This window comes from Lentzea sp. NPDC051838 (assembly GCF_040681245.1).
Taxonomy (GTDB): domain Bacteria; phylum Actinomycetota; class Actinomycetes; order Mycobacteriales; family Pseudonocardiaceae; genus Lentzea.
On the sequence record NZ_JBFAYI010000023.1, the window covers coordinates 1 to 18,818 of the forward strand.

Annotated in this window: 14 protein-coding genes; 5 read left to right on the top strand and 9 right to left on the bottom strand. The window is 66.7% G+C overall.

Annotation, left to right across the window (positions count from 1 at the left end; translation table 11 throughout):
* Positions 1 to 109: 109 nt before the first annotated feature.
* Together AB0M24_RS34550 and AB0M24_RS34555 are read right to left on the bottom strand one after the other, a co-directional pair.
* The gene (locus tag AB0M24_RS34550; RefSeq protein WP_363777653.1) at positions 110 to 1,081 is read right to left on the bottom strand and encodes an NADPH:quinone oxidoreductase family protein; all 972 of its coding nucleotides are present in this window, start codon (positions 1,079 to 1,081) and stop codon (positions 110 to 112) included.
* Between the two features lies 1 nt (position 1,082).
* Complete coding sequence (locus AB0M24_RS34555) at positions 1,083 to 1,883, bottom strand: SDR family NAD(P)-dependent oxidoreductase (RefSeq protein WP_363777655.1); 801 nt, start codon at positions 1,881 to 1,883, stop codon at positions 1,083 to 1,085.
* A 129-nt stretch (positions 1,884 to 2,012) separates the two neighbouring features.
* Here AB0M24_RS34555 and AB0M24_RS34560 point away from each other — a divergent pair, with 129 nt between their 5' ends.
* Together AB0M24_RS34560 and AB0M24_RS34565 are read left to right on the top strand one after the other, a co-directional pair.
* Positions 2,013 to 2,765 (top strand): SDR family oxidoreductase, encoded by a 753-nt coding sequence (locus AB0M24_RS34560; RefSeq protein WP_363777656.1) that lies wholly within the window; start codon positions 2,013 to 2,015, stop codon positions 2,763 to 2,765.
* Between the two features lie 4 nt (positions 2,766 to 2,769).
* Positions 2,770 to 3,222, top strand: a complete 453-nt coding sequence (locus AB0M24_RS34565; RefSeq protein ID WP_363777658.1) for a MaoC family dehydratase — start codon at positions 2,770 to 2,772, stop codon at positions 3,220 to 3,222.
* Here the strand turns inward: AB0M24_RS34565 and AB0M24_RS34570 are convergent.
* Entirely contained in the window at positions 3,209 to 3,778 is a 570-nt protein-coding gene (locus AB0M24_RS34570; RefSeq protein ID WP_363777660.1) for a TetR/AcrR family transcriptional regulator, read from the bottom strand. The genes AB0M24_RS34565 and AB0M24_RS34570 overlap by 14 nt on opposite strands.
* A gap of 38 nt (positions 3,779 to 3,816) precedes the next feature.
* Here AB0M24_RS34570 and AB0M24_RS34575 point away from each other — a divergent pair, with 38 nt between their 5' ends.
* Positions 3,817 to 4,851 carry a DUF2855 family protein gene (locus tag AB0M24_RS34575; RefSeq protein ID WP_363777662.1) on the top strand — a complete coding sequence of 345 codons (1,035 nt, stop codon included), beginning with the start codon at positions 3,817 to 3,819 and terminating at the stop codon, positions 4,849 to 4,851.
* On the opposite strand, the gene AB0M24_RS34580 is transcribed toward AB0M24_RS34575, so the two are convergent.
* Together AB0M24_RS34580 and AB0M24_RS34585 are read right to left on the bottom strand one after the other, a co-directional pair.
* Entirely contained in the window at positions 4,841 to 5,017 is a 177-nt protein-coding gene (locus AB0M24_RS34580) for a DUF397 domain-containing protein (protein WP_363777664.1), read from the bottom strand. The two genes, AB0M24_RS34575 and AB0M24_RS34580, sit on opposite strands and share 11 nt — an antisense overlap.
* Positions 5,018 to 5,034: 17 nt before the next feature.
* Positions 5,035 to 5,973, bottom strand: coding sequence for a helix-turn-helix transcriptional regulator (locus AB0M24_RS34585; RefSeq protein WP_363777666.1), 939 nt, complete (start codon positions 5,971 to 5,973; stop codon positions 5,035 to 5,037).
* Between AB0M24_RS34585 and AB0M24_RS34590 the strand changes: the two genes are divergently transcribed.
* On the top strand, positions 5,903 to 6,178 hold the full coding sequence (locus tag AB0M24_RS34590; protein ID WP_363777796.1) for a hypothetical protein: 276 nt from the start codon (positions 5,903 to 5,905) through the stop codon (positions 6,176 to 6,178). The two genes, AB0M24_RS34585 and AB0M24_RS34590, sit on opposite strands and share 71 nt — an antisense overlap.
* Positions 6,179 to 6,252: 74 nt before the next feature.
* Positions 6,253 to 6,993, top strand: coding sequence for an aminoglycoside phosphotransferase (locus AB0M24_RS34595; protein WP_363777668.1), 741 nt, complete (start codon positions 6,253 to 6,255; stop codon positions 6,991 to 6,993).
* Between the two features lie 244 nt (positions 6,994 to 7,237).
* Here the strand turns inward: AB0M24_RS34595 and AB0M24_RS34600 are convergent, their stop codons facing one another.
* The 4 genes from AB0M24_RS34600 to AB0M24_RS34615 form a co-directional block, all read right to left on the bottom strand.
* Positions 7,238 to 7,660, bottom strand: a complete 423-nt coding sequence (locus tag AB0M24_RS34600; RefSeq protein WP_363777670.1) for a hypothetical protein — start codon at positions 7,658 to 7,660, stop codon at positions 7,238 to 7,240.
* A 2-nt stretch (positions 7,661 to 7,662) separates the two neighbouring features.
* Positions 7,663 to 14,298, bottom strand: a complete 6,636-nt coding sequence (locus AB0M24_RS34605) for a polymorphic toxin-type HINT domain-containing protein (RefSeq protein WP_363777672.1) — start codon at positions 14,296 to 14,298, stop codon at positions 7,663 to 7,665.
* A 22-nt stretch (positions 14,299 to 14,320) separates the two neighbouring features.
* On the bottom strand, positions 14,321 to 18,094 hold the full coding sequence (locus tag AB0M24_RS34610) for a LamG domain-containing protein (protein ID WP_363777674.1): 3,774 nt from the start codon (positions 18,092 to 18,094) through the stop codon (positions 14,321 to 14,323).
* Between the two features lie 164 nt (positions 18,095 to 18,258).
* Entirely contained in the window at positions 18,259 to 18,801 is a 543-nt protein-coding gene (locus AB0M24_RS34615) for a 3'-5' exonuclease (protein ID WP_363777676.1), read from the bottom strand.
* Positions 18,802 to 18,818: the final 17 nt, after the last annotated feature.

The window sequence follows — 18,818 nt, forward strand, 5'->3', positions numbered from 1 at the left end:
GAACTCAACGTCATTCGAGTGTGGATCTGCGCAGCTCACAGCAGGTATGGAGAAGCGACGGCAAACGTCGAAAGAAGTCGATCTTAAATCGCAGGTTTATTGGTTCTAGTCAGCGCGACGGGTCGAGAACCAACTTTCCCGCAGTCTTGCGGGAGCGCAGGTCCTCGTGCGCCTGCCGGATCTCGCCCATGCCGTACTCGCCACCGGGAACGGCCTTCAACTTGCCGTCGACGACGAGCTCGAACAGCTCGGCCATCGCGCGGTGGGCCAGCGTGCCGTGCTCCGCGTCGCGCACCCTCAGAGCGTGAGGCAGCCACATACCCGCAACGGTCGTGGAGTGCACGAGCAGCGATCCAAGATCGACCGGCTTCGGCCTTTCGCGCGAGGCCATGCCATAAAACGCCAGGCGTCCGAACGGAGCCAGCGCCACCAGCGACTGGTCAGTGGTAGCCCCTCCCGTCATGTCCAGCACGACGTCGACACGCCTGCCGTTGTTGGCCTCGATCAACGCGGCCGTCATGTCCTCGGCGCGCGAGTCGATCGCGACGTCCGCGCCCAGGTCCAGCGCCAACTTGCGCTTGTCGTCGGACGACGCGGTGGCGATCACGCGACCGGCGCCCCACAACTTGGCCAGCTGCACGGCAATCGTGCCGACGCCACCGGCGGCCGCGTGCACGACGACCGACTCACCGGGCTCCTGGTGAGTCGACTTCCGCAGCAGCAGCCACGCGGTGGCGCCCTGCACGATCAACGACAGCGCCGTGAGGTCGTCGACCCCGTCCGGCACGTCGAAGGTCGTGAGTGCCGGCGCGACGGCCTTTTCCGCGTACCCGCCGGAGTTCTTGGTCAGCGCGACGACCCGGCGTCCGTCCTCGGTCGTGCCGACGACCTCGCCGCCGGGCACCAGCGGCAGCGTCATCTTGGCCAGGTACGAGTTCTCCGCCTGGTGCGTGTCGGCGTAGTTGAGGCCGGCCCGGCTGACGTTGATCAGCACCTCGCCCTCGGCCGGCACCGGGTCCGGCAGGTCGACCTGCTGCAGCACCTCGGGCCCACCGAACTCGGTGATCTGGATTGCACGCACGTCAGCTCTCCTTGAGCGCGATGGAAATGGGGTCCTTCTTGGCGGCGTCGACGCGCGAACCGTCGGCGGCACGCGGCCCAGGCGGGTTGCGGAACCCGAACGGCTCCGACTCCCTGCCGGACTGCACGAACCAGGCCTCGCCGGTTCCCGAGCCCTCCACGATGGACATGAACGTGTCCACCACAGCAGACACCGGCAGGATCGGCATGCCGATCTCGTCCAGCGTCGCCCGCAGCGGCGTGATGATGTTGGTGTCGGCGAACGCGGGGCACAGCGCGTTCACGCGGACGCCCGGCTCGGCGCCACCGAGAGCGCGTACGAGCGCGACGACGGCGGCCTTGTTCGCACCGTATACAGGATCCCCCGGCATGGGCATGAGGCCCGCCATCGAGGCCGTCGCGATGATCTGACCACCGCGTTCGCGCACCTGAGGCAGTGCGTAATGCATACCGTATGCAACGCCGTCGAGGTTGATGGCCATCGCGCGGCGGTAGGTCTCGACGTCGAAGTCGTCGCCCAGTGAGCAGCCGGTGCCGATGCCCGCGTTGAGGAATGCGATATCCAGTCCACCGTATTCACGCACGGCGGTCGCGACGGCCTCGGCGGAGTCCTCGGGACGCGTCACGTCGCAGCGCACGAACACGCCACCGACCTCGTCCGCGACGAGCTTGCCCTGCTCGACGTCGACGTCGGCGACCACGATGCGGGCACCGCGTTCTGCCAGACGCCGGGCGGACGCGGCGCCGATGCCGTTCGACCCACCCGTGATGAGTGCGACCTTGCCGGTGAGTTCCACGGGCACCTGCCTCCTCGTATTGCCACATTCCGACCAGTCGGTATGGTCGTCCGCACAGCGCTGGACGTCAAGCGGACTGATAGGTACGTTACTAAGCGCTTGCTTAGCTCACCATCCCCCAACGAAGGAGGACCCGTGGCCGACAGGGTTGCGATCGTCACCGGCGCGGCTCGTGGCATCGGTGCCGCGGTCGCGCAGCGTCTCGCCGCGGACGGCCTGGCCGTCGCGTTGCTCGACCTCGACGAGCAGGGTGTGCTCGACGGCGCCGACAAGATCGTCGCGGGCGGTGGGCGCGCCATCGGCCTGAAGGTCGACGTGTCCGACGAGGAGCAGGTCAACGCCGCCGTCGCGAAGGTCGCCGAGCAGCTGGGCGCCCCGACCGTGCTGATCAACAACGCCGGCGTGCTGCGCGACAACCTGCTGTTCAAGATGACGGCGTCCGACTGGGACACCGTCATGAACGTGCACCTGCGCGGCGCGTTCCTGATGAGCAAGGCCGTCCAGGCGTTCCAGACGAAGGAAGGCTTCGGCCGCGTCGTCAACCTGTCGTCGACCTCCGCTCTCGGCAACCGCGGCCAGGCCAACTACTCCGCCGCCAAGGCCGGTCTGCAGGGCTTCACGAAGACCCTCGCGATCGAGCTCGGCAAGTTCGGCGTCACGGTCAACGCGATCGCGCCCGGCTTCATCGCCACCGAGATGACCAAGGCGACCGCCGAGCGCATGAAGATCTCGTTCGACGACCTGATCAACGGTGCGGCGGCCACGATCCCGGTCGCGCGCGTCGGCCAGCCCGAGGACATCGCGCACACCGCGTCGTTCCTCGTCAGCGAGGGTGCCGGGTTCGTGTCCGGCCAGGTCATCTACGTCGCCGGCGGACCGAAGGACTGAGCGGATGCGCGTATTCGAAGGTGTTGACGAGCTCGTCGCCGCGAAGGGCGAGCACCTCGGTTTCGGCGAGTGGCACGAGGTCACGCAGGAGCAGGTCAACCTGTTCGCCGACGCGACGCTGGACCACCAGTGGATCCACATCGACGTCGAGAAGGCTGCCAAAGGCCCGTTCGGCGGCCCTGTCGCGCACGGCTACCTGACGTTGTCTTTGGTGCCTTATCTGGTGCGCGACATCTACACCGTGCGCAACATCAAGATGGGCGTGAACTACGGCAGCAACAAGGTCCGTTTCCCGCAGCCGGTGCTCGTCGGCGCAAGGGTTCGCGCGGGCGTCGAGCTGCTGGACATCTCGGACATCGCGCTGGGCAAGCAGCTCGTGACCAAGGTCGTGATCGAGATCGAGGGCAACGACAAGCCCGCGTGCGTCGCCGAGATCGTTTCCGTCATCGTTCCTTGATGCTGTGGATCAGCAGATCCGCGTAGTGCTCTGCCAGCCGCCCGGCCGGGATCTCCCCGTCCGGGCGGTACCACGTACCCAGGTGGTGCAGCGAGCCGAAGAAGTAGTGCGTGGCCAGATCAGCCGGCACGTCGGCCCGGAACGTCCCGTCCCGCTGCCCCTCCTCGACCAGCCCGCGGAACTTCTCGTGGTAGCGCCGCCGTTCCGCCCGCACTTCCTTCTGCTTCTCGGCGGAGAGATGATCGATCGACCGGAAGAACACCTTGGCGGCGTCGAAGTTCTCGACGCTCGTGACGATCACGTCGATCGCCGCCTCGCGCAGCCGTTGCGTGATCTCCCCGTCGCCTTCCGCGATCTTCTCCAGCCGTTCGGTCTGCATCCGCAGCAACCGCCCGTAGATCTCGTGCAGAAGGTCGTCCTTCGACCCGAAGTAGTGGTACATAGCGCCTTTGGTGACACCGGCGCGCTCCACGATCTCCTGCACGGCGACGCGTTCGTACCCCTTGTCCGCGAACAGGCGGGTGGCGGCGTCGATCAGTCTTTCAGGCACGGTCACGACCGGAGCGTACCTCCCGACCAAGGAGAATCCTGGCAATGATCAGTCGCTGGACCGTCGTCGTAGACCGCGACGACCTCACCAAAACCGAAGTCCTGCACGACGAACTCTCGCCCGAGTTGGGTGACTGCGAGATCCTGCTGCGCGTCAGCCACGTCGGCCTCACCGCCAACAACGTCACCTACGGCGTGGTCGGCGACCGCATCGGCTACTGGAACTTCTTCCCTGCCAACGCTCCCGGCAAGGGCGTCATCCCGTTGTGGGGCTTCGCCGACGTCGTCGACTCCACTTTGGACGCCGTCCCCGCCGGCACCCGCGTCTACGGCTACCTGCCGATGTCGAGCCACCTCGTCGTCCGCGCCCGGCTGACCTCGTCCGGCTTCGTCGACACCGTCGACCACCGGGTGGAGCTTCCTGCCGTCTACAACAGCTACCTGACCGCCACCGACCCGTCGTCGGAAGACCTCCAGGTCCTCTACCGGCCGCTGTTCATGACGTCGTTCCTGCTCGCCGATCAGTTGACGGACAACGACTTCTACGGCGCCCGCACGGTCGTGATCTCCTCGGCCTCCAGCAAGACCGCCTTCGGCACCGCCCAGTGTCTTCGCTCCCAGGGCGTCCGCGTGGTCGGCCTGACCTCACCGCGCAACGTCGAGTTCACTTCCGGCCTCGGCCTCTACGACGCGGTGCTCCCCTACGACGCTTCGGTGGACGTCGAGCCTTCCGTCTACCTCGACTTCAGCGGCTCCGCGGACGTGCGCTCGGGACTGCACGACCGCCTCGGCTCGTCGCTGGTCAAGGACATCTCGATCGGCCTCACCCAGCAGAAGGCGTCGGCGGACCCGCGCTCGCAGTTCTTCTTCGCCCCGGACCAGCTCCGCAAGCGCACGACCGACTGGGGCCCCGAGGGCTTCGCAGAGCGCTTCGGCACAGCCTGGAGCGCCTTCACCGCCCAAGCCGGCAACTGGGTCGCCATCGCGCACCACAACGGCCCGGACGAGCTCGTAGAGGTGTGGCAGGCCGTGCTCGCGGGCAAAACCAACCCGGACACGGCCGACGTCATCACCTTCTGAACAGGTCGCCCTTGACGGTGTCGAGGAACGCAGCCCAGGCGGGCGCCGCAACCGTGGCGTCCGCCAGGCCCTTCGAGTCACGGATCCGCGCGGCAGGGCCGTCCAGGGCGATCTCGACGCAGTCGCTGTTCTCGCCAGTGCCGCTCCTGCTGCTCTTGCGCCACACAACAGACACCTTGATCCCTACCTCCCGGCGGCCAGCCTCCCGATCCACTCGGCCGACTCGTCGGGGGTCAGCGCCAGCTTCGAGAGATGCTTGAAGACCAGCTTAGTGGGCTTCACCTTCGCCGCTTCCTCGATGTACGTGGCGCCAGCAGGGTGCTCGACGTAAAGCACCGACATCTCACCTGGGTAGGCGAAGTCCAGCACGGTGAACGACCCGAGCTGACCGTCGTTCAGTCCAGCGATGTCCGGCAGCACCTGCACCGTCACGTTGAGCAGCCGCGCTACTTCGTTTATGTGCAGCAACTGCTCCCGGTCCGCGTGACGGAAGGCTGCTTCGGCGATGATCGCGCGGTATTCGAGCGGGTCGTCGCCGACCAGTCGCTGGCGACGCCGCGTCCGCACCGCGACGTGGTTGTCGATCCACTTCCGCGACCGCTGCAGCTGCGATCCCGCGAACGCGGCGCGTATGTAGCTCTCGATCTGCAACAGGCCAGGGAGGTAGCCGAGGGCGAACGCGCTCACCCGGATCGCGTCGTGCTCCAGGCTGATGAAGCCGTGATCGTCCAGTCGGTAGGGGTGCCACCAGCCCTTCTCGCTGGCGCGTTCCCACATGTCGATGTACGGCGCCTCTTCCGTGACGAGCACGTTGTAGAGGTCGAGCATCGCCCTCAGGCCGTGGTACTCCGGCAGCTGACCGTTCTCGATGCGGCTCAGCTTCTGGTAGTTGTAGCGGAGCCGGTCCGCCGCGTCCCGCTGGCTGAACCCCGCCCGTTCACGCAGCCTCTTCAACGCCTCACCTAGGCGTACCTGCCGAAAGGTCGGGTCGGACATAGCCCAAACGTTACGGGCCAGATCTGACATCCGTGAATCACGCGGGCGATGTCTGATGAGGACCGTCCAAGCCATGGAGTACGTCCACAGCATCCAGTACCACCGCCGCAGCAGGAACGGCCGCATGACCCTCGCCTACGTCGAGACGGTGGAAGATCATGGTTGGTACATAAGGAAAGGCGACGACTGGAGGTCCCGCTACACGATCGCCTGCGCCACCGAGTACCTCGCGCGAGTGTCAGCAACCGCGGGCACGTTCGCCATCACCGTCTGGCGGGACACAACCCGAGTCTGCACGGTAGGCGTGGACTGGAATCCACCGATCAGGTGAACCTCTGAAGGCCTGACCGACCATCACGCGCACAGGGTCTTACTTGGAGGTTTTCCAAGCGTTCCAATGGATTCGTGCACGAGAAGCTAGTCCAGATCGGCATCCGGTTCCGGCAGTGGATGCACGACAACCTCACCCACGCCGCCACCCACTTCGGGCTCACCGTCACCGGCCCACCCCGCCACGGCTGGATGGACCGCTCGATCAGCGCGCCCACCGAAGGAGCGCTGTGGCTCCGCGTCGTGTCCGAGGACCAACACTGGTCCGGTGACGACATCTGGACGGGAAACCAAGCCGCCAACGCGTTAGCCGGCCTCCCCAAGCCGTACGTCCTCGACGTCTACGAGTGGACGAACTGGCAACACCAGCGCGCCGAACTGATGACCCTGCTGCCAGGCACACCCTGCACCCCAACCGACGCCCTGCACCTGACGGACGACTGGTGGCTGAACCTGCGCAAAACCATGGACACCATCGCCGCCACACCAACCGACCGCGTCAACACGGCCCAGGCCGAGGTGACCGGCCGAATCCAGCACCACTTCGGCGACGCGGCAGTCCACAAAGTCCACCAATGGGAGACAGCGCACGGCGACCTGCGCTGGGCACACCTGATGGGCCCGGACTTCGGCCTGCTGGACTGGAAGCAGTGGGGCCGCGCGCCAGCCGGAACGGACGCGGCGACCCTGCTCCACGACAGCCTCGCCGTGCCGGAACTCGCCGAGCGCGTGCGTGAGGTGTTCGCCGACGTGCTCAACACCGACGCCGGACAACTCGCCCAGCGCTACGTCAAAGCCAAGCGGGCCAGACGATGACCGCATCACGCCGTCGAGCTCGTCATCCGCGCCAAGCTGATCTTCTCGTCCCCACCAAGACGCTGTTTGGCACGCAAGTGCCAGCGGGGATGCAGGCAGGCAAAGCGAACCCGAGCACGGCCGATGTGATCACTTTCTGAGGTGCCGACCCATCCACTCGTGGACGTCGAGGTACCGGGTGAGGTGTCCTGCTTGCGCGCAAGCAGGACACCTCACCCTCGATGAACAAATGAATGAGCGCGCTTCATGGCTGTTCGCTTGCGCGATCCGGCAACCCGTAGAACCTCATCACCGCTGCTCGCTGATCAGCAACCGTCGCCACCTCGGAGATGTCGGCAGGCGCGAAGATGTCGACGGTGGGTCTGCCGGCCTCATCAGCCTCGTCTGTCAGGACGTAGGCGTACCTTCCACCGGTCTCCTGCTGTAGCAGACCGGAAGGAAAGACGTCCGGCCGCGCACCCTGACAGCAAAGCAGAAAACCATCTTCCTCCAGCCTGAGCCTGGCGTTCATGAGGCAGACGAAGAGGTCTTCAGCCTGAAACTCCAGGCTCGGACCTCCGTCGACCGCCATGACCATGGCCACGGCCGGGGGGTCGCGCAGCTCGATCTCGATCGAGCGCGCAACTCCCCGTTCGTTGAGGGCCACCAGCGTGAACGATTCCTCCAACGTCACCCCTTGAAGTGCGGGTTCGGCACCCAGTCCTTGCCTCCTACATAACATCCCACGATGCAACTCCGGTCGATCGCGCCGGGGACGGCTATCTCGTGCTCATACTTGTGACGGCCATCCGGCAGTGTCTTGTTCACGTCGACACCCTTGACGTTGCGGATGACGTACACGTTGTTCCCACGGCTCATCGCGTGCGACTTGGAAGTCGTCGTCGCCACGTATCCGGACGGATCCGTGTACTTGCCGGAGACTCCCGCCACGTGCTCCTCGAGGTTCATGTTGTCGCCCAGAGGCTCGAACCCCTTCTCGAAGATCTCGTCCGGATCTCGCGTGTCGGAGCGGTAGAGATCGCCGCAGTTGTGGCTGAGGACCGGCTGCGTACCCGCCACCACGAAGTAGGTGTGGATGTCGGCGACAGTCAGGTTGTAGACCCGCTCGTAAGCCGTCCACTTCCGAACCGCCGCGACCTGCACCCACGTGCCGGCCGAAGTCCGCAGCCACGCACCCTCTCGCAGCTCGGTGGCTTTGACCCACACACCCTTGTCCGGCAACCAGAACGGGTGCCCATCGGTCGCGGTCACCTTGCCGGTGGCCGAACCGGTCTTCCCGTCGGTGTCCACCGTGATCTCGACGAGGTTCTTCTTGCCCGCGCCGATGATCAGATTGGCGACGGTCTTGGTCTTGGACTCTCCTGTCTCCGGATCTGTGGCGAGCACCTTGTCACCGACCCGAATCGCGGCGATCGGTTTCCGCTTCCCATCCGCCATCACCACTTGGGTGTCAGGCGTGAAGCTGTTCTTCTTGTTGCAGCCGCCCAACACGTCACGAGCCTTGGCCAGTAGTCCCTTGGCCCACTCCTGCTGCTTCAGGAACGACTTGACCGCGGTGAAGGCGTTGTCCAAAGCCTTGACGATCTTGCCGGCCTTGAGGATCTTCCCCCACGGAATCACGCCGAGCACCATCTGAGCGCAGGCCCCGAAGTCGCCCTCGCCGAAGCACTTCTGCATGTCGTTGATGCCGAGAAGCTCCTTGAGGATCTCGCCACCGGCCTGCAGCGCGACGTCCACCCAGGACTGCTTCTCGAGCTCCTGAGCCCTGCGGTAGTTCGCGTCCGGAATCCCTGCCGCCTCGAGCTGGCGCTGCTGCGGCGACCGCAGCACGCCCATGCCGGACAGTTGCTCCGGCGTGTACTCGCCGTAGATCGACGAGCCTTCGCGGGTCGTGCTGTCGATGCCGCAGTCGCCGTAGATGCCGACGCAGATCGGGTGGTCGTCCTCCCGCTTCAGACCGGTCGGGTCGGAGTAGGTCAGTGGGCTGGAGTTGGCGTACGCGTAGCCGTTGATCTGCTGCGGATCGTCCAGCACCATCACCGGGTCCGCCGAGATGAACCTGCCCGTGGCGGAGTCGTAGTCACGCGCTCCCAGGCGGGTCAGACCGGACGCCTCCTGAACACCACCCACGAAACCCTTGTCGTCGGGCCACGAAGCCGGTGCGGCACCACGCGATTCGCCGAACGGGGTCTGACGGCGTTGCGTCACGGCCAAAGTCGACACCGCGAGCGAAACCTGTTGCGTGCCCTGGTGGTCGCTGAACTGCCACGAGATTCCAGCGGCGGTCCGGACGGCCACGGTCTGGCCACCAAGAGCGTAGTACCGCGTACCCCGAGGAGCCGTGGATCCGGAGACCAGCAGCATCTCCTGCATGCCCAGGTACAGGGTCGTGGCACCGGGAGCCTTGCGCAGCAAACGGTTTCCATCAGCGTCGTAGATGTACGACGTGTCCTGACCGGTCGCCTTGTCGGACACCATCTGGCCTTCGGCGTTCCAGTCCATCGTGTGGGTGGTGCCGGAGACCATGCGCCGGGTCATGTTGCCGGTGCTGTCGTAGTCGAACTCCGACAGCTGCTGCCCCGACGGCCCGGTGCTCGTGACCGAACGAAGCAGGTGACCACCCGACTGCGGATAGACATAATCCGACGTCGTGTCACCAGCAGCCGCGTGGTCGATCTCCTTGGTCCGGTTGCCCGCCTTGTCGTAGCGGAACGACTGCCAGTAGCCGGCCGGGCCACCCACAACAGCTTGCGAGGGCGCAGCAGCGCACTTCGACGTGCCGGCCCAGGCTTCCGTGAGCTGACGGACGTGGTCGTACTGGAAGCACTGGTAGTCGACGGAGCTGGGATCGTTGTTGGGCAACGTCACCACGTTGCCGTCGGCGTCGGTCTTGAACGAGGTGGGTGCCTCGATCACGGACTTGACGTTGCCGACCGCGTCGTAGTTGTACTGGGCCTTGCTCGGCACGGTGTTGGTCGACGCCCGGCGCAGGATGTCCGCAGTGGACAGTCGGCGGGTGTCGGCCTCGTAGGTGTAGTTGAGCTGCACCCACTTGGTCTTGTTCTGGATGCCCGTGTCGAGGTGGAGCTGGGAAAGCTGCGAGTACTCGTTGTACGTGGCCTTCTCCACGTACGGCGTCGTACCGCCCAGGTAGTCCGCCTGGCCGGTCTTCGTGTACAGGTACTGCAGCTTCTCCGCCGGCAGGTCGCCGGCTTTCGGCAGGTCGACGGTCGAGACGCTGCCGTCCTGGCCGTACTTGGTCCGAGTTTCGTAGGTGCCCGCCAGAGCGCCTTCCACGCCCGGAATGACGACCTTCGACGCTGTCGCGCGACCGGCCACGTCGTAGGCGGTCACCTCGGAGCGGTACTCCTGGCCGCCCGCGTAACGGATCGACGCGGTCGGCAGGCCCTTCGCGACCGTGTCGTAGGTCCACCCCGCGAGCTGAGCGGAACCCTCGAACGAGCCGGTCTTGCGGCCCAGCACGTCGTACTCGAAGCGCACGGTCTTGCCGCGCGAGTCCGTTGTGGACGTGAGCTGCCCGGCGTCGTCGTACGCACTGGTGGTGTGGCCACGGTCCGGGTCGTCGGAACCGGTCTTGCGGCCGCGCAGGTCGTAGGTGTTGCGCCAGACGTTGCCCGCCGGGTCGGTGACGGTTTCGAGCTCACCGGAACGCGAGTAGCCGTAGCGAGTCGCGTCGTAGTCGCCGGTCGGGGTGGGCTGCTTGTGCTGCCGCAGCTCGGTGGTGCGGCCGCGCGCGTCGGAGAGCACCGTCGTGGCCGTGCCGCCCGGCGGTGGCGTGGTCATGATCCGGTCGCCGCCGTAGACGGTGGTGGAGGTCCACTTGTCCTGGCCGAGACCGATGAACTTCTGGCTCACCGCACGACCGAGAACGTCGTACGAGGTCACCGTCTGGGACGGCAGCGCCACCTCGTTGCCGTTGGGCGGCACCACCAGCTCGGAGGACGGTAGAGAGTCCTTGTTGTAGTAGAGCGACGCGGTTCGCTCGACCAGACCGCGGTCGTTGTAGAACGTGTCGGTCAGCTGACGACCGGTGTACGGCGCCTCGGCCTGGGTCTGGCGCGGACGGAGCAGGCCGTCGTAGATGGCCCACGCCGTGACCTTGTTGCCCGTCGAACCGAGGGTCGTCGTCGACACCGCGGTGACCTTGTCCTTGCGCACCAGGTACTCGAACTGCGCGGTCGGCGAGTGCGTCCCGGGCACGCGACCCGGTTCGTACACCTTGAACAGGCGACCGAGCGCGTCGTACTCCAGTCGCGTGACGCCGTTGTTGACGTCGGTCTTCTCGATCGGCTGACCCAGAACGGGATCCAGCTTCACGGACGCGCTGTAGTTCTTGGCGTTGGTCATGGTCTGCCCGGTGAGCAGGCCGTGCGTGTGCGTGTACGACGTCGTCGACTTGCGGTCGAGCGCGTCGTAGGACTCGGTGACGCGGCCGTAGTCGTCGAAGGCGGCACGAGAAGTCTGACGGAAGACGTGTGCGCCGTTCTCGACGTACGCGGCTTGTTCGGACTTCGTCGCGTTGCCCAGACCGGGAATCACGCCCAGATCAGGGCTGCCGTCGTAGTACGTGCGGTTCTTCTTCAGCACCTGCTCGACGGTTGCCGTGCCGGTGCAGTCCTTGCCCCACGTCTCGGTCGAGACGAGCAGGTTGCGCAGCCACAGGTCGTCACGGTTCCCGTAAGTGCTCTTCACGCACAGGTCGTCGTCCGCCGTGGTGTCGTCACCGCGGTCGTCGACCTCCAGCACCACGCCGTATTGGTCGTGGTACTTCGGCGTGGACGTGGTCGTGCGCGTGGTACCGGACGAGAGCTTCGTGAACGTCCGGGTCTCGCCGGACCTCAGCATCCAGGCCTCGAGCGAACCCTTGCGCGCGAACGGACCCAGCGGCACCGGCTTGGTGATCGTCTTGATCAGCGCAGTGTCGTCGGGGCCGAGCACGATCTCCTCGCGCTGGAAGCCCTGGGCCGCGGGGATGTCGTCGAACTCCGGGTTCTCCGAGTCCTTCAGCTTGACGGACTTCGCGGTGCCGTCAGACTGCTTCCGGTCGCCGTTCATGCCGCGGTAGAACAACCGCTCGGTCCGCGTACCCGCCTTCGTGACCTTGACTCGCGCGTAGCCACGCCACTCCGACCACGTGCGCAACCGCTCCGGCGTGATCTCGTCGTCGGTGTAGTGCCAGGCGGGGTCGCCGATGTAGTCGTAGTTGGTCTTCTGGTCGGGAGCTCCACCCGTGCGGTCGGTCTCGGACACCGCGCGGACGACGTACTTGTGGAACCAGTCCACGGCCTCCGGGCGGTTCGGCGGCGCCCAGGTGACCGGGTAGCACCGCAACCTGTTCTCATCCAACGCGTTCTTGTCGGGCAGCCGCGAGTTCCGCTCGCAGTCGCCGTCGTGGTAGTCCAGGTTGATCCGGCCGCCCGACTCCGAGTACACGTCCGTCAGCCGGAACTTGTACAGCGGCAGGTACCCGCCGTAGCCCGCGGCACCGCCGACGCGGTTGGCCAGGCGCTTGCCGTCGAAGGTCACCTCGGGCAACGGGATCGTGTTGCCGCCGGCGTGACCCGCGTGCGTGATCCCCTTCAGCCACAACGCGGGGGAAGAAGAGTCCTCAGTGGACGGGAAGTCGTGGCCCAGCGACCACGAGTCGACCTCCTGCCAGCCGCCGTCGGTCTTCTTCGCCCTGGTGACGACCTTCGACAGCTTCTTGGTCGACCAGAACGACGCCGAGATCCGGTCAGGACACGTGCCGCCGTCGCACTTCTGGTCGAACGGCACGTCCGGGTAGTCGGCGGTACCGCAGGCGCTGCCGGACACACAGCGCTCGGCCGTCTCGAACGAGATCTTCGCCGGAGCACCCTCGTACTCGTGCCCCTTGCGCGTGCCGTACTCGACGCGGTTCAGCGTGCCACCGCGGATGTAGCGCGCAGCGGCGTCGTTGCGGTGCCGGCCGTAGAAGTTCACCTCGGCGTCGTAGTAGTACGTCATCGAGTTGCCGTACTTGTCCACGACGTAGTCGAGGTTCCACTTCCACACCCGGTCGCACCAGGAGTCCTTGAAAGCGGGCTTGTTGCACGGCTGACCGGCCCGGCGCTCGAACACCGGCACGGTCCACGCGGAGTTCGTCTCCGGGTTGCCCTGCGCCCAGCCGTCCAGCTTGTTGCGGCCGAAGTGGTACTGGGTGCCGTCGGTCTTCGTAACAACCCAGTACTCGCCGTCGACATCGCCGTTCGCGGCACCGGTCCGACGCTCGATCTTCGAGCCGTCGTCGTTCTTCAGCCGCAAAGCACCCGAGTCTTTGTCCTTGACGATCTGCGACGACTGGCCGCCCAGCACGATCGAGGCGTTCTCGTCGAACCAGCACTTGTCGGCCGTCTTGTCCGCGATGACCTCGGTGTTCTCGGCGCACGAGGTGAACCGCCGCTCGACGTGACCGGACGACATGTCCCAGCCCTCGCCGATCCACGACGGCTGGTTGTTCGTGGACGCCGTGTGCCCGTCGATCCGCGAGGACGAGTAGCTCAGCGCGAACTGCGGCTGCAGTCCGCCCGGCACCGCGGGCACCTTCAGCGGGTACGTCCAGTTGAAGTCGCCGGTCTGCTGCGACACCTGCCAGGACGCCGACGGCGCCAGCGGCGTCGCCGAGTAGTCGCCCTGACCATCACCGGACGCCGCGGCCGCGACCAGCGCGAACAGCACACCACCCGGCGCGGCGCCCTGCGCGACCGTCGAGTCCGAGCTGCCCGGCAGCTCGACGTCCGCCGTCAACTTCCCGGCGGTGCTGTCGTTGCGCGACGGCACAACGGTTCCGTCCGACACCCGCACCAGCTGCAACCGCGTCGCCCAGTCACCGCCGAACGCCCGCCGGAACCCGCTGTAGTCCAGGCCGACCGAGAGCGGACCGCCGTCGCCGGACACACGGAAGGCGACCCCGTGCACACCGGCTTTCTCCGTGGCAGCGCGGTCGAGCAGCTCGACCCGGACCTGGCCGTCCCGCTTCCCCACCCAGATCGGCAGGTTCCCGGCCCGCGCGTCCTTGCCTGCAGTCACGTCGACATCGGCGGATCCGGCACCAGGCCAGTCCACAGTGGACGAACCGCGCAGCGCGAGCCGCGCGGCCTCGCCCTGCTCGATCGGCTTCACCGGAACACCGCCCACCGCCACGTTGTGCGCGGCGGGCGGGTCCAGCACCAGTCGGGCGAGCTGGCTGACGGACGACGGCACCACCGCGGAGGCGCCGAGTGCGGCGACGCACGCGAGCAGCGTCGATCTGCGCAGATACCTCATGACAAGTCCCCAGGTCTCGTGATCAGGCGTCGGCGAGCAAGCGGATCTCGTTGGGCGTCAGCACGCCCTGGTACAGCCGGGCGTCGTTGACGGTGCCGTTGAAGTACTGCATCAGCTGGCCGTTGAACCGGCCCTGGCCGATCTGCACCGGTCCCCTGGCATGCCATTCGGACACGTGGAAGGCGGCATCGCCTTGAGGATGTCCGTCCACGTAGAGGCGCAGCTCACCCGCCGCCGCGTCGTAGACCGCCGCCAGGTGCACCTCCTCGTCCTTCACGGCATCCCTGTTGGCCTTGATGAACCTCTCGTTCGGGCCGTCCTTGTCGGCGTCGGTCATCCTGAGCCGCCAGGTCTTGACCGACTCGTCGTACTCCACGGAGAAGCCGCTGGTGCGGTCACCGATCTGGCTGATCACCGGGAACCGTCCGCCGGTCTGGCTCAGCTTGGCCCTGACCACCACGCTGAAGCTCTGGTCGGTGCGCACCACCGGACCTGCCGTCGCCGCGTACCCGTCGGTGCCGTTGAGCGTCAACGAACCACCCGACAGCGACGAGCCGCCGATGAGTGCCGCGGTGTGCCTGCGATCGGTGTCGTCAGCGGCACTGCGCGCGGCAGGCTCGAGTCGCCACAACGCCCCGTCGCCGGGATGGCCCTCGTACAACTCCTTGGCGCCGGCGTCGTTCGCCGCCTGCGCGTCGATCACAGTGCCCTCGATCGCGCCCGAGAGGTATCTCGTGAGGCCGACCGGCTTGCCGCGGCCCATGTTGAACGTGCCGGGCGTGGCCCAGGTGGTCGTCACCGGCACCGAGCCTTGCAGAGCCCCGTTGACGTACAACCGAAGCTGCTTCGCGACGTCGTCGTACACGCCGACCAGGTGCGTCCAGGTGTTCACCGCGGGCGCGTCCTTCGACCTGATGTGGAATCCCTGGGATCCGTTGGGGCTGTAGGTGCTGAACATCCAGCGGTCCCACGACTTGTTCCACTGCAGGAGCATCCCGCTGATGCCGGCGGTGCCGTCCTGGCTCAGCACAGGTGCCGACTCGTCGCCCTTGGCGCGCAGGTTCACCCAGGTCGACACGGTGAAGCTCCGCGTGGTGTCCAGCCGCCGGTCGGATCGGGCGTGACCGCCGTTGCCGTCGAAGGAGAGGGCGCTGTGGTCTCCACCGGCATGACCGGTCGTCCAGGTCGCGCCGCCGTACAGCGTCGGTGGCGGCACGGTGACCGGGCCGGCCGGGTTGTCGAACGACCAGTGCGCCTCCATCACCGCGGGCCGGTTCGACAGCTCCGAGATGTCCTCCGCGACCAACGTGCGGTCGTACACCACGACGTCGTCCACCCCGCCGGGGAAACGACCCCACGGGTTGCCGTCGAGCTTGCCCCTGCCGACCTGCAGACCGCCGGTCGCCGACCACGCCGCGGTGCGCTTGACCGCACCCTGGAACACGCCGCTGACGTACAGCTTCGCGTCACCGGACGCGGCGTCGTACACGCCGATCAGCCGCGTCCAGACACCGGTCTCCGGCGCGGCCTTCGAGGCGACCGCGCTCTCACCGCCGTTCTCGCCGGGCAGGTTGAACACCCAGCGGTCGAGCGAATGCGAGTACTGCAACAGGAATCCGCTGTTGCGAGCCCCGTCCTGGCTGACGGCGACGAACCAGTCGCCCTTGCGGTCGAGCTTCACCCATGCCGCGACGCTGAAGCTCTTGTCGGTGCGCACCACCGGTTGCGCGGTCGAGAGGCCGCCGTTCGTGCCGTCCAGCTGAACAGCCTGACCGTCGCGGCCCGGCGTCCAGCTGACGCCCGACGAGGACGGGGTCAGGTCGTGCGGCACGTCCGCGGTGTCGGTGCCGTCGCCGTCGAGCAGCCAGCGCCCGGTCGGCAGGCTCTGCTGGTCGGTCTGGAATTTGTACGCCACCGGCTGGCCCACGGAGACGTTGCCGGCGCGGTCCACGCTCTGGACGTAGATCACGTTGCGGCCCAGGTGTTTCGCGGTGATGTTCACGGTGGCGCTGCCGTTGGTGGCGGCGACCGAGTTCACCGGCGGGTTGTCGTAGCCGTACCGGAATCCGGCGACGTCCTCGACACCGTTGGCGTTGAAGGTGAAGCTGCCGTGGGTACCGGCGTGTCCGTGGAACTGGTCACCGGTCGGGAAGTCCGCCGAGGAGACCAGCGGAGGTTTGTTCGGCGGTGTCGAGTCGTAGGTGAAGGTGCAGTTGGCCGACGCGCTCGACTCCAGCCCACCATCGCCGGCGAAGGCCTTCCAGGTGTAGGTCTGTCCGTCCACGAACGCCTTCTCGCCGAACCTGGCGCGGGCGATCTCCCCGTTCGGGTGGTCGTTCACCTGGACCTTGAGGTCGCCCATCTCGAAGCGGGCGAACAACTTCGGGTTCTCGGCACCGTCCGGATCGGACACCCTCGCGGCGACCTCCGGGTTCGGCTCACGGATGTAGAGCGGCTTGCCCGGCAGGCGTGCACAGCTGGCGCCGGCCACGGTGAGGAACGCGGGCGGGTTCGGCCGCGTGTTGTAGGTGATGTTCAGCTGGGGGTTGGGGTCGAACTTGCGCCAGCCGTCGACGTTGCTCTCGTTGGTGGCCCACAGCCCCAGCCCGATCGTCCCGTCGCCGTCAGCGACCGCCGCGCTGACGCCGGTCAGGGCTTTGAAGTCGAACCCGTTGTGCTGGTTGCTGCAGTTCACGCCCTTCTCGTCGGTGCCGCTCTGCTTCTGCCTCCACCACACGTTGTTCCAGTTGGTGCCCCCGTCGATGACGCTGGTGCGCCACAGGTCGATCTGGCTCTTGGTGCAGTTCCACGCGTACCTCTGGGTGGCCTGGAACCACGCGGTGAGGACCTGTTTCCCGGCGAGCGCCGAGATGTCGAAGCTCCACGCCGAGCGCACGGTCACACCGGTCTGGGTCTCGTAGCCGGCCCGCGCCACACCCTGGAACCAGTTGTTCCAGTTCTCGTCCTCGGGCGCGTGCTTCCACAGTTCCGTGCCGCCGTAGCGGCCGGCGTTGAGCGGCGGGTCGATGTAGACCGGGTAGACCGTGTCGGGCGAGGTCAGCAGCTTCTGGTCGGGCACCACCTCGACGGAGCCGTCGGTGACGACGGTGTCCATCGCCTTGCGGCCGGCCTTGTCTCCCGGACCGCTCGTGGTCGAACCGCCCGCGGAGTCCCACATCATGGGCGTGGCGCCGGCGAAGACCTCTTTGCCCGCGTTGTCGGTCGCCTCCGGGTTGCCGCTGGCCTGGTCCTCGCGCAGGGTCAGTCCGGTGGTGCGCGCGCCGAGCTTGATGCGCTCCAGCGCGGAGTTCTTGGCGGCGTCGCGGTTCTTCACCACGAGCACCTGGGTGAAGCCGTCGGTCTTGGCGTGCAGCACGAGGTCGACGCCGGGGTACACCTCGGGGTAGGTCGCGCTGTCGCCGTCGAGGCGCGGTTCCGGCAGGGTGCCCGGCCACGTGAGCGCGATGTCCTTGCCGTCCTTGCTCAGCTTGACGAGCTGGTCGTCACCACCGCCGGAGAACACCAGTCCGGTGGTGGTCGCCGCCGGCTCGACCGCGCCATCAGCCCTCTCGCGCAAGCCCGTGTCGATCGGCACCCAGCCCGTGTCTCTTCGCACTCGCACGGGTTCGGCTCTGGACTCCAGGGTCCGCGTGCCGTCGGGGTTGACGAAGATCTTCGTCCGCTCGGTGCCGGAATCCGGGAGCTCGACCTTCTGACCGGTCTCCCGCGCCAGGGCCTCCGGCGACTTGTCCGGGCTCGCCACCGCGGCAGGCACAGCGGAAACAGCTCCGGACACGAGCGCGATCGTTGTGACGGCAGCGCAAACTAGACGCAGCATCGGATTGGCCCCCCAGGACTCCACAAATGAGCAGTTGAAGCTTCACCTGTGCTTTACGAGTCCACAAGGGTCTGTTCGGGCTAACGGACGATGAGCAACCGCGTACCGGGAGTGAGCAACTGTTACCGGCCCAGCAGAGTCGCCAGCAGCCCTGCGATGTTGTGCGCGTCGTCGTGCCCGCGGTGATGAGTGCCGTCGAGCTTCTGACCGGCGATGCGCACCGCTTCGGCCATCCCGACCTCACGCGGCAACGCGTTGGTGAGTGCGAAGAGCGTCTTCACGTTGACGTGCCGCGGCCCGAACGGATACCCGACGCCCAAGGCCTTGCACTGCCGTTCGAACATCTTGCGGTCGTAGTCGCCATAGGACGCCCACACCCGGCGATCCGACCGGAACTCCTTGCGCAGCAACGAACACGCCTCAGCGAAGGAGATGCCTTCGTCGACCTGTTCCTGCGTCAGCGTCGTCAGCCGCGTGCAGAACGCACTGACCCGCGACCGGGACGGACGCACCAGAACACTCCGTCGTTCGCCTCGCACGCCAGAGGAGACCTCGAGCGGGCAGATCCCGATCTCGATGATCTCCGAGACCTGACCGGGAGGCGGCGATCCTTCCCAACACGTCGACTCCACGTCGACGACCAGCACGTGGTCAAGCGATATCACGTGCTGATCGTCCCTGA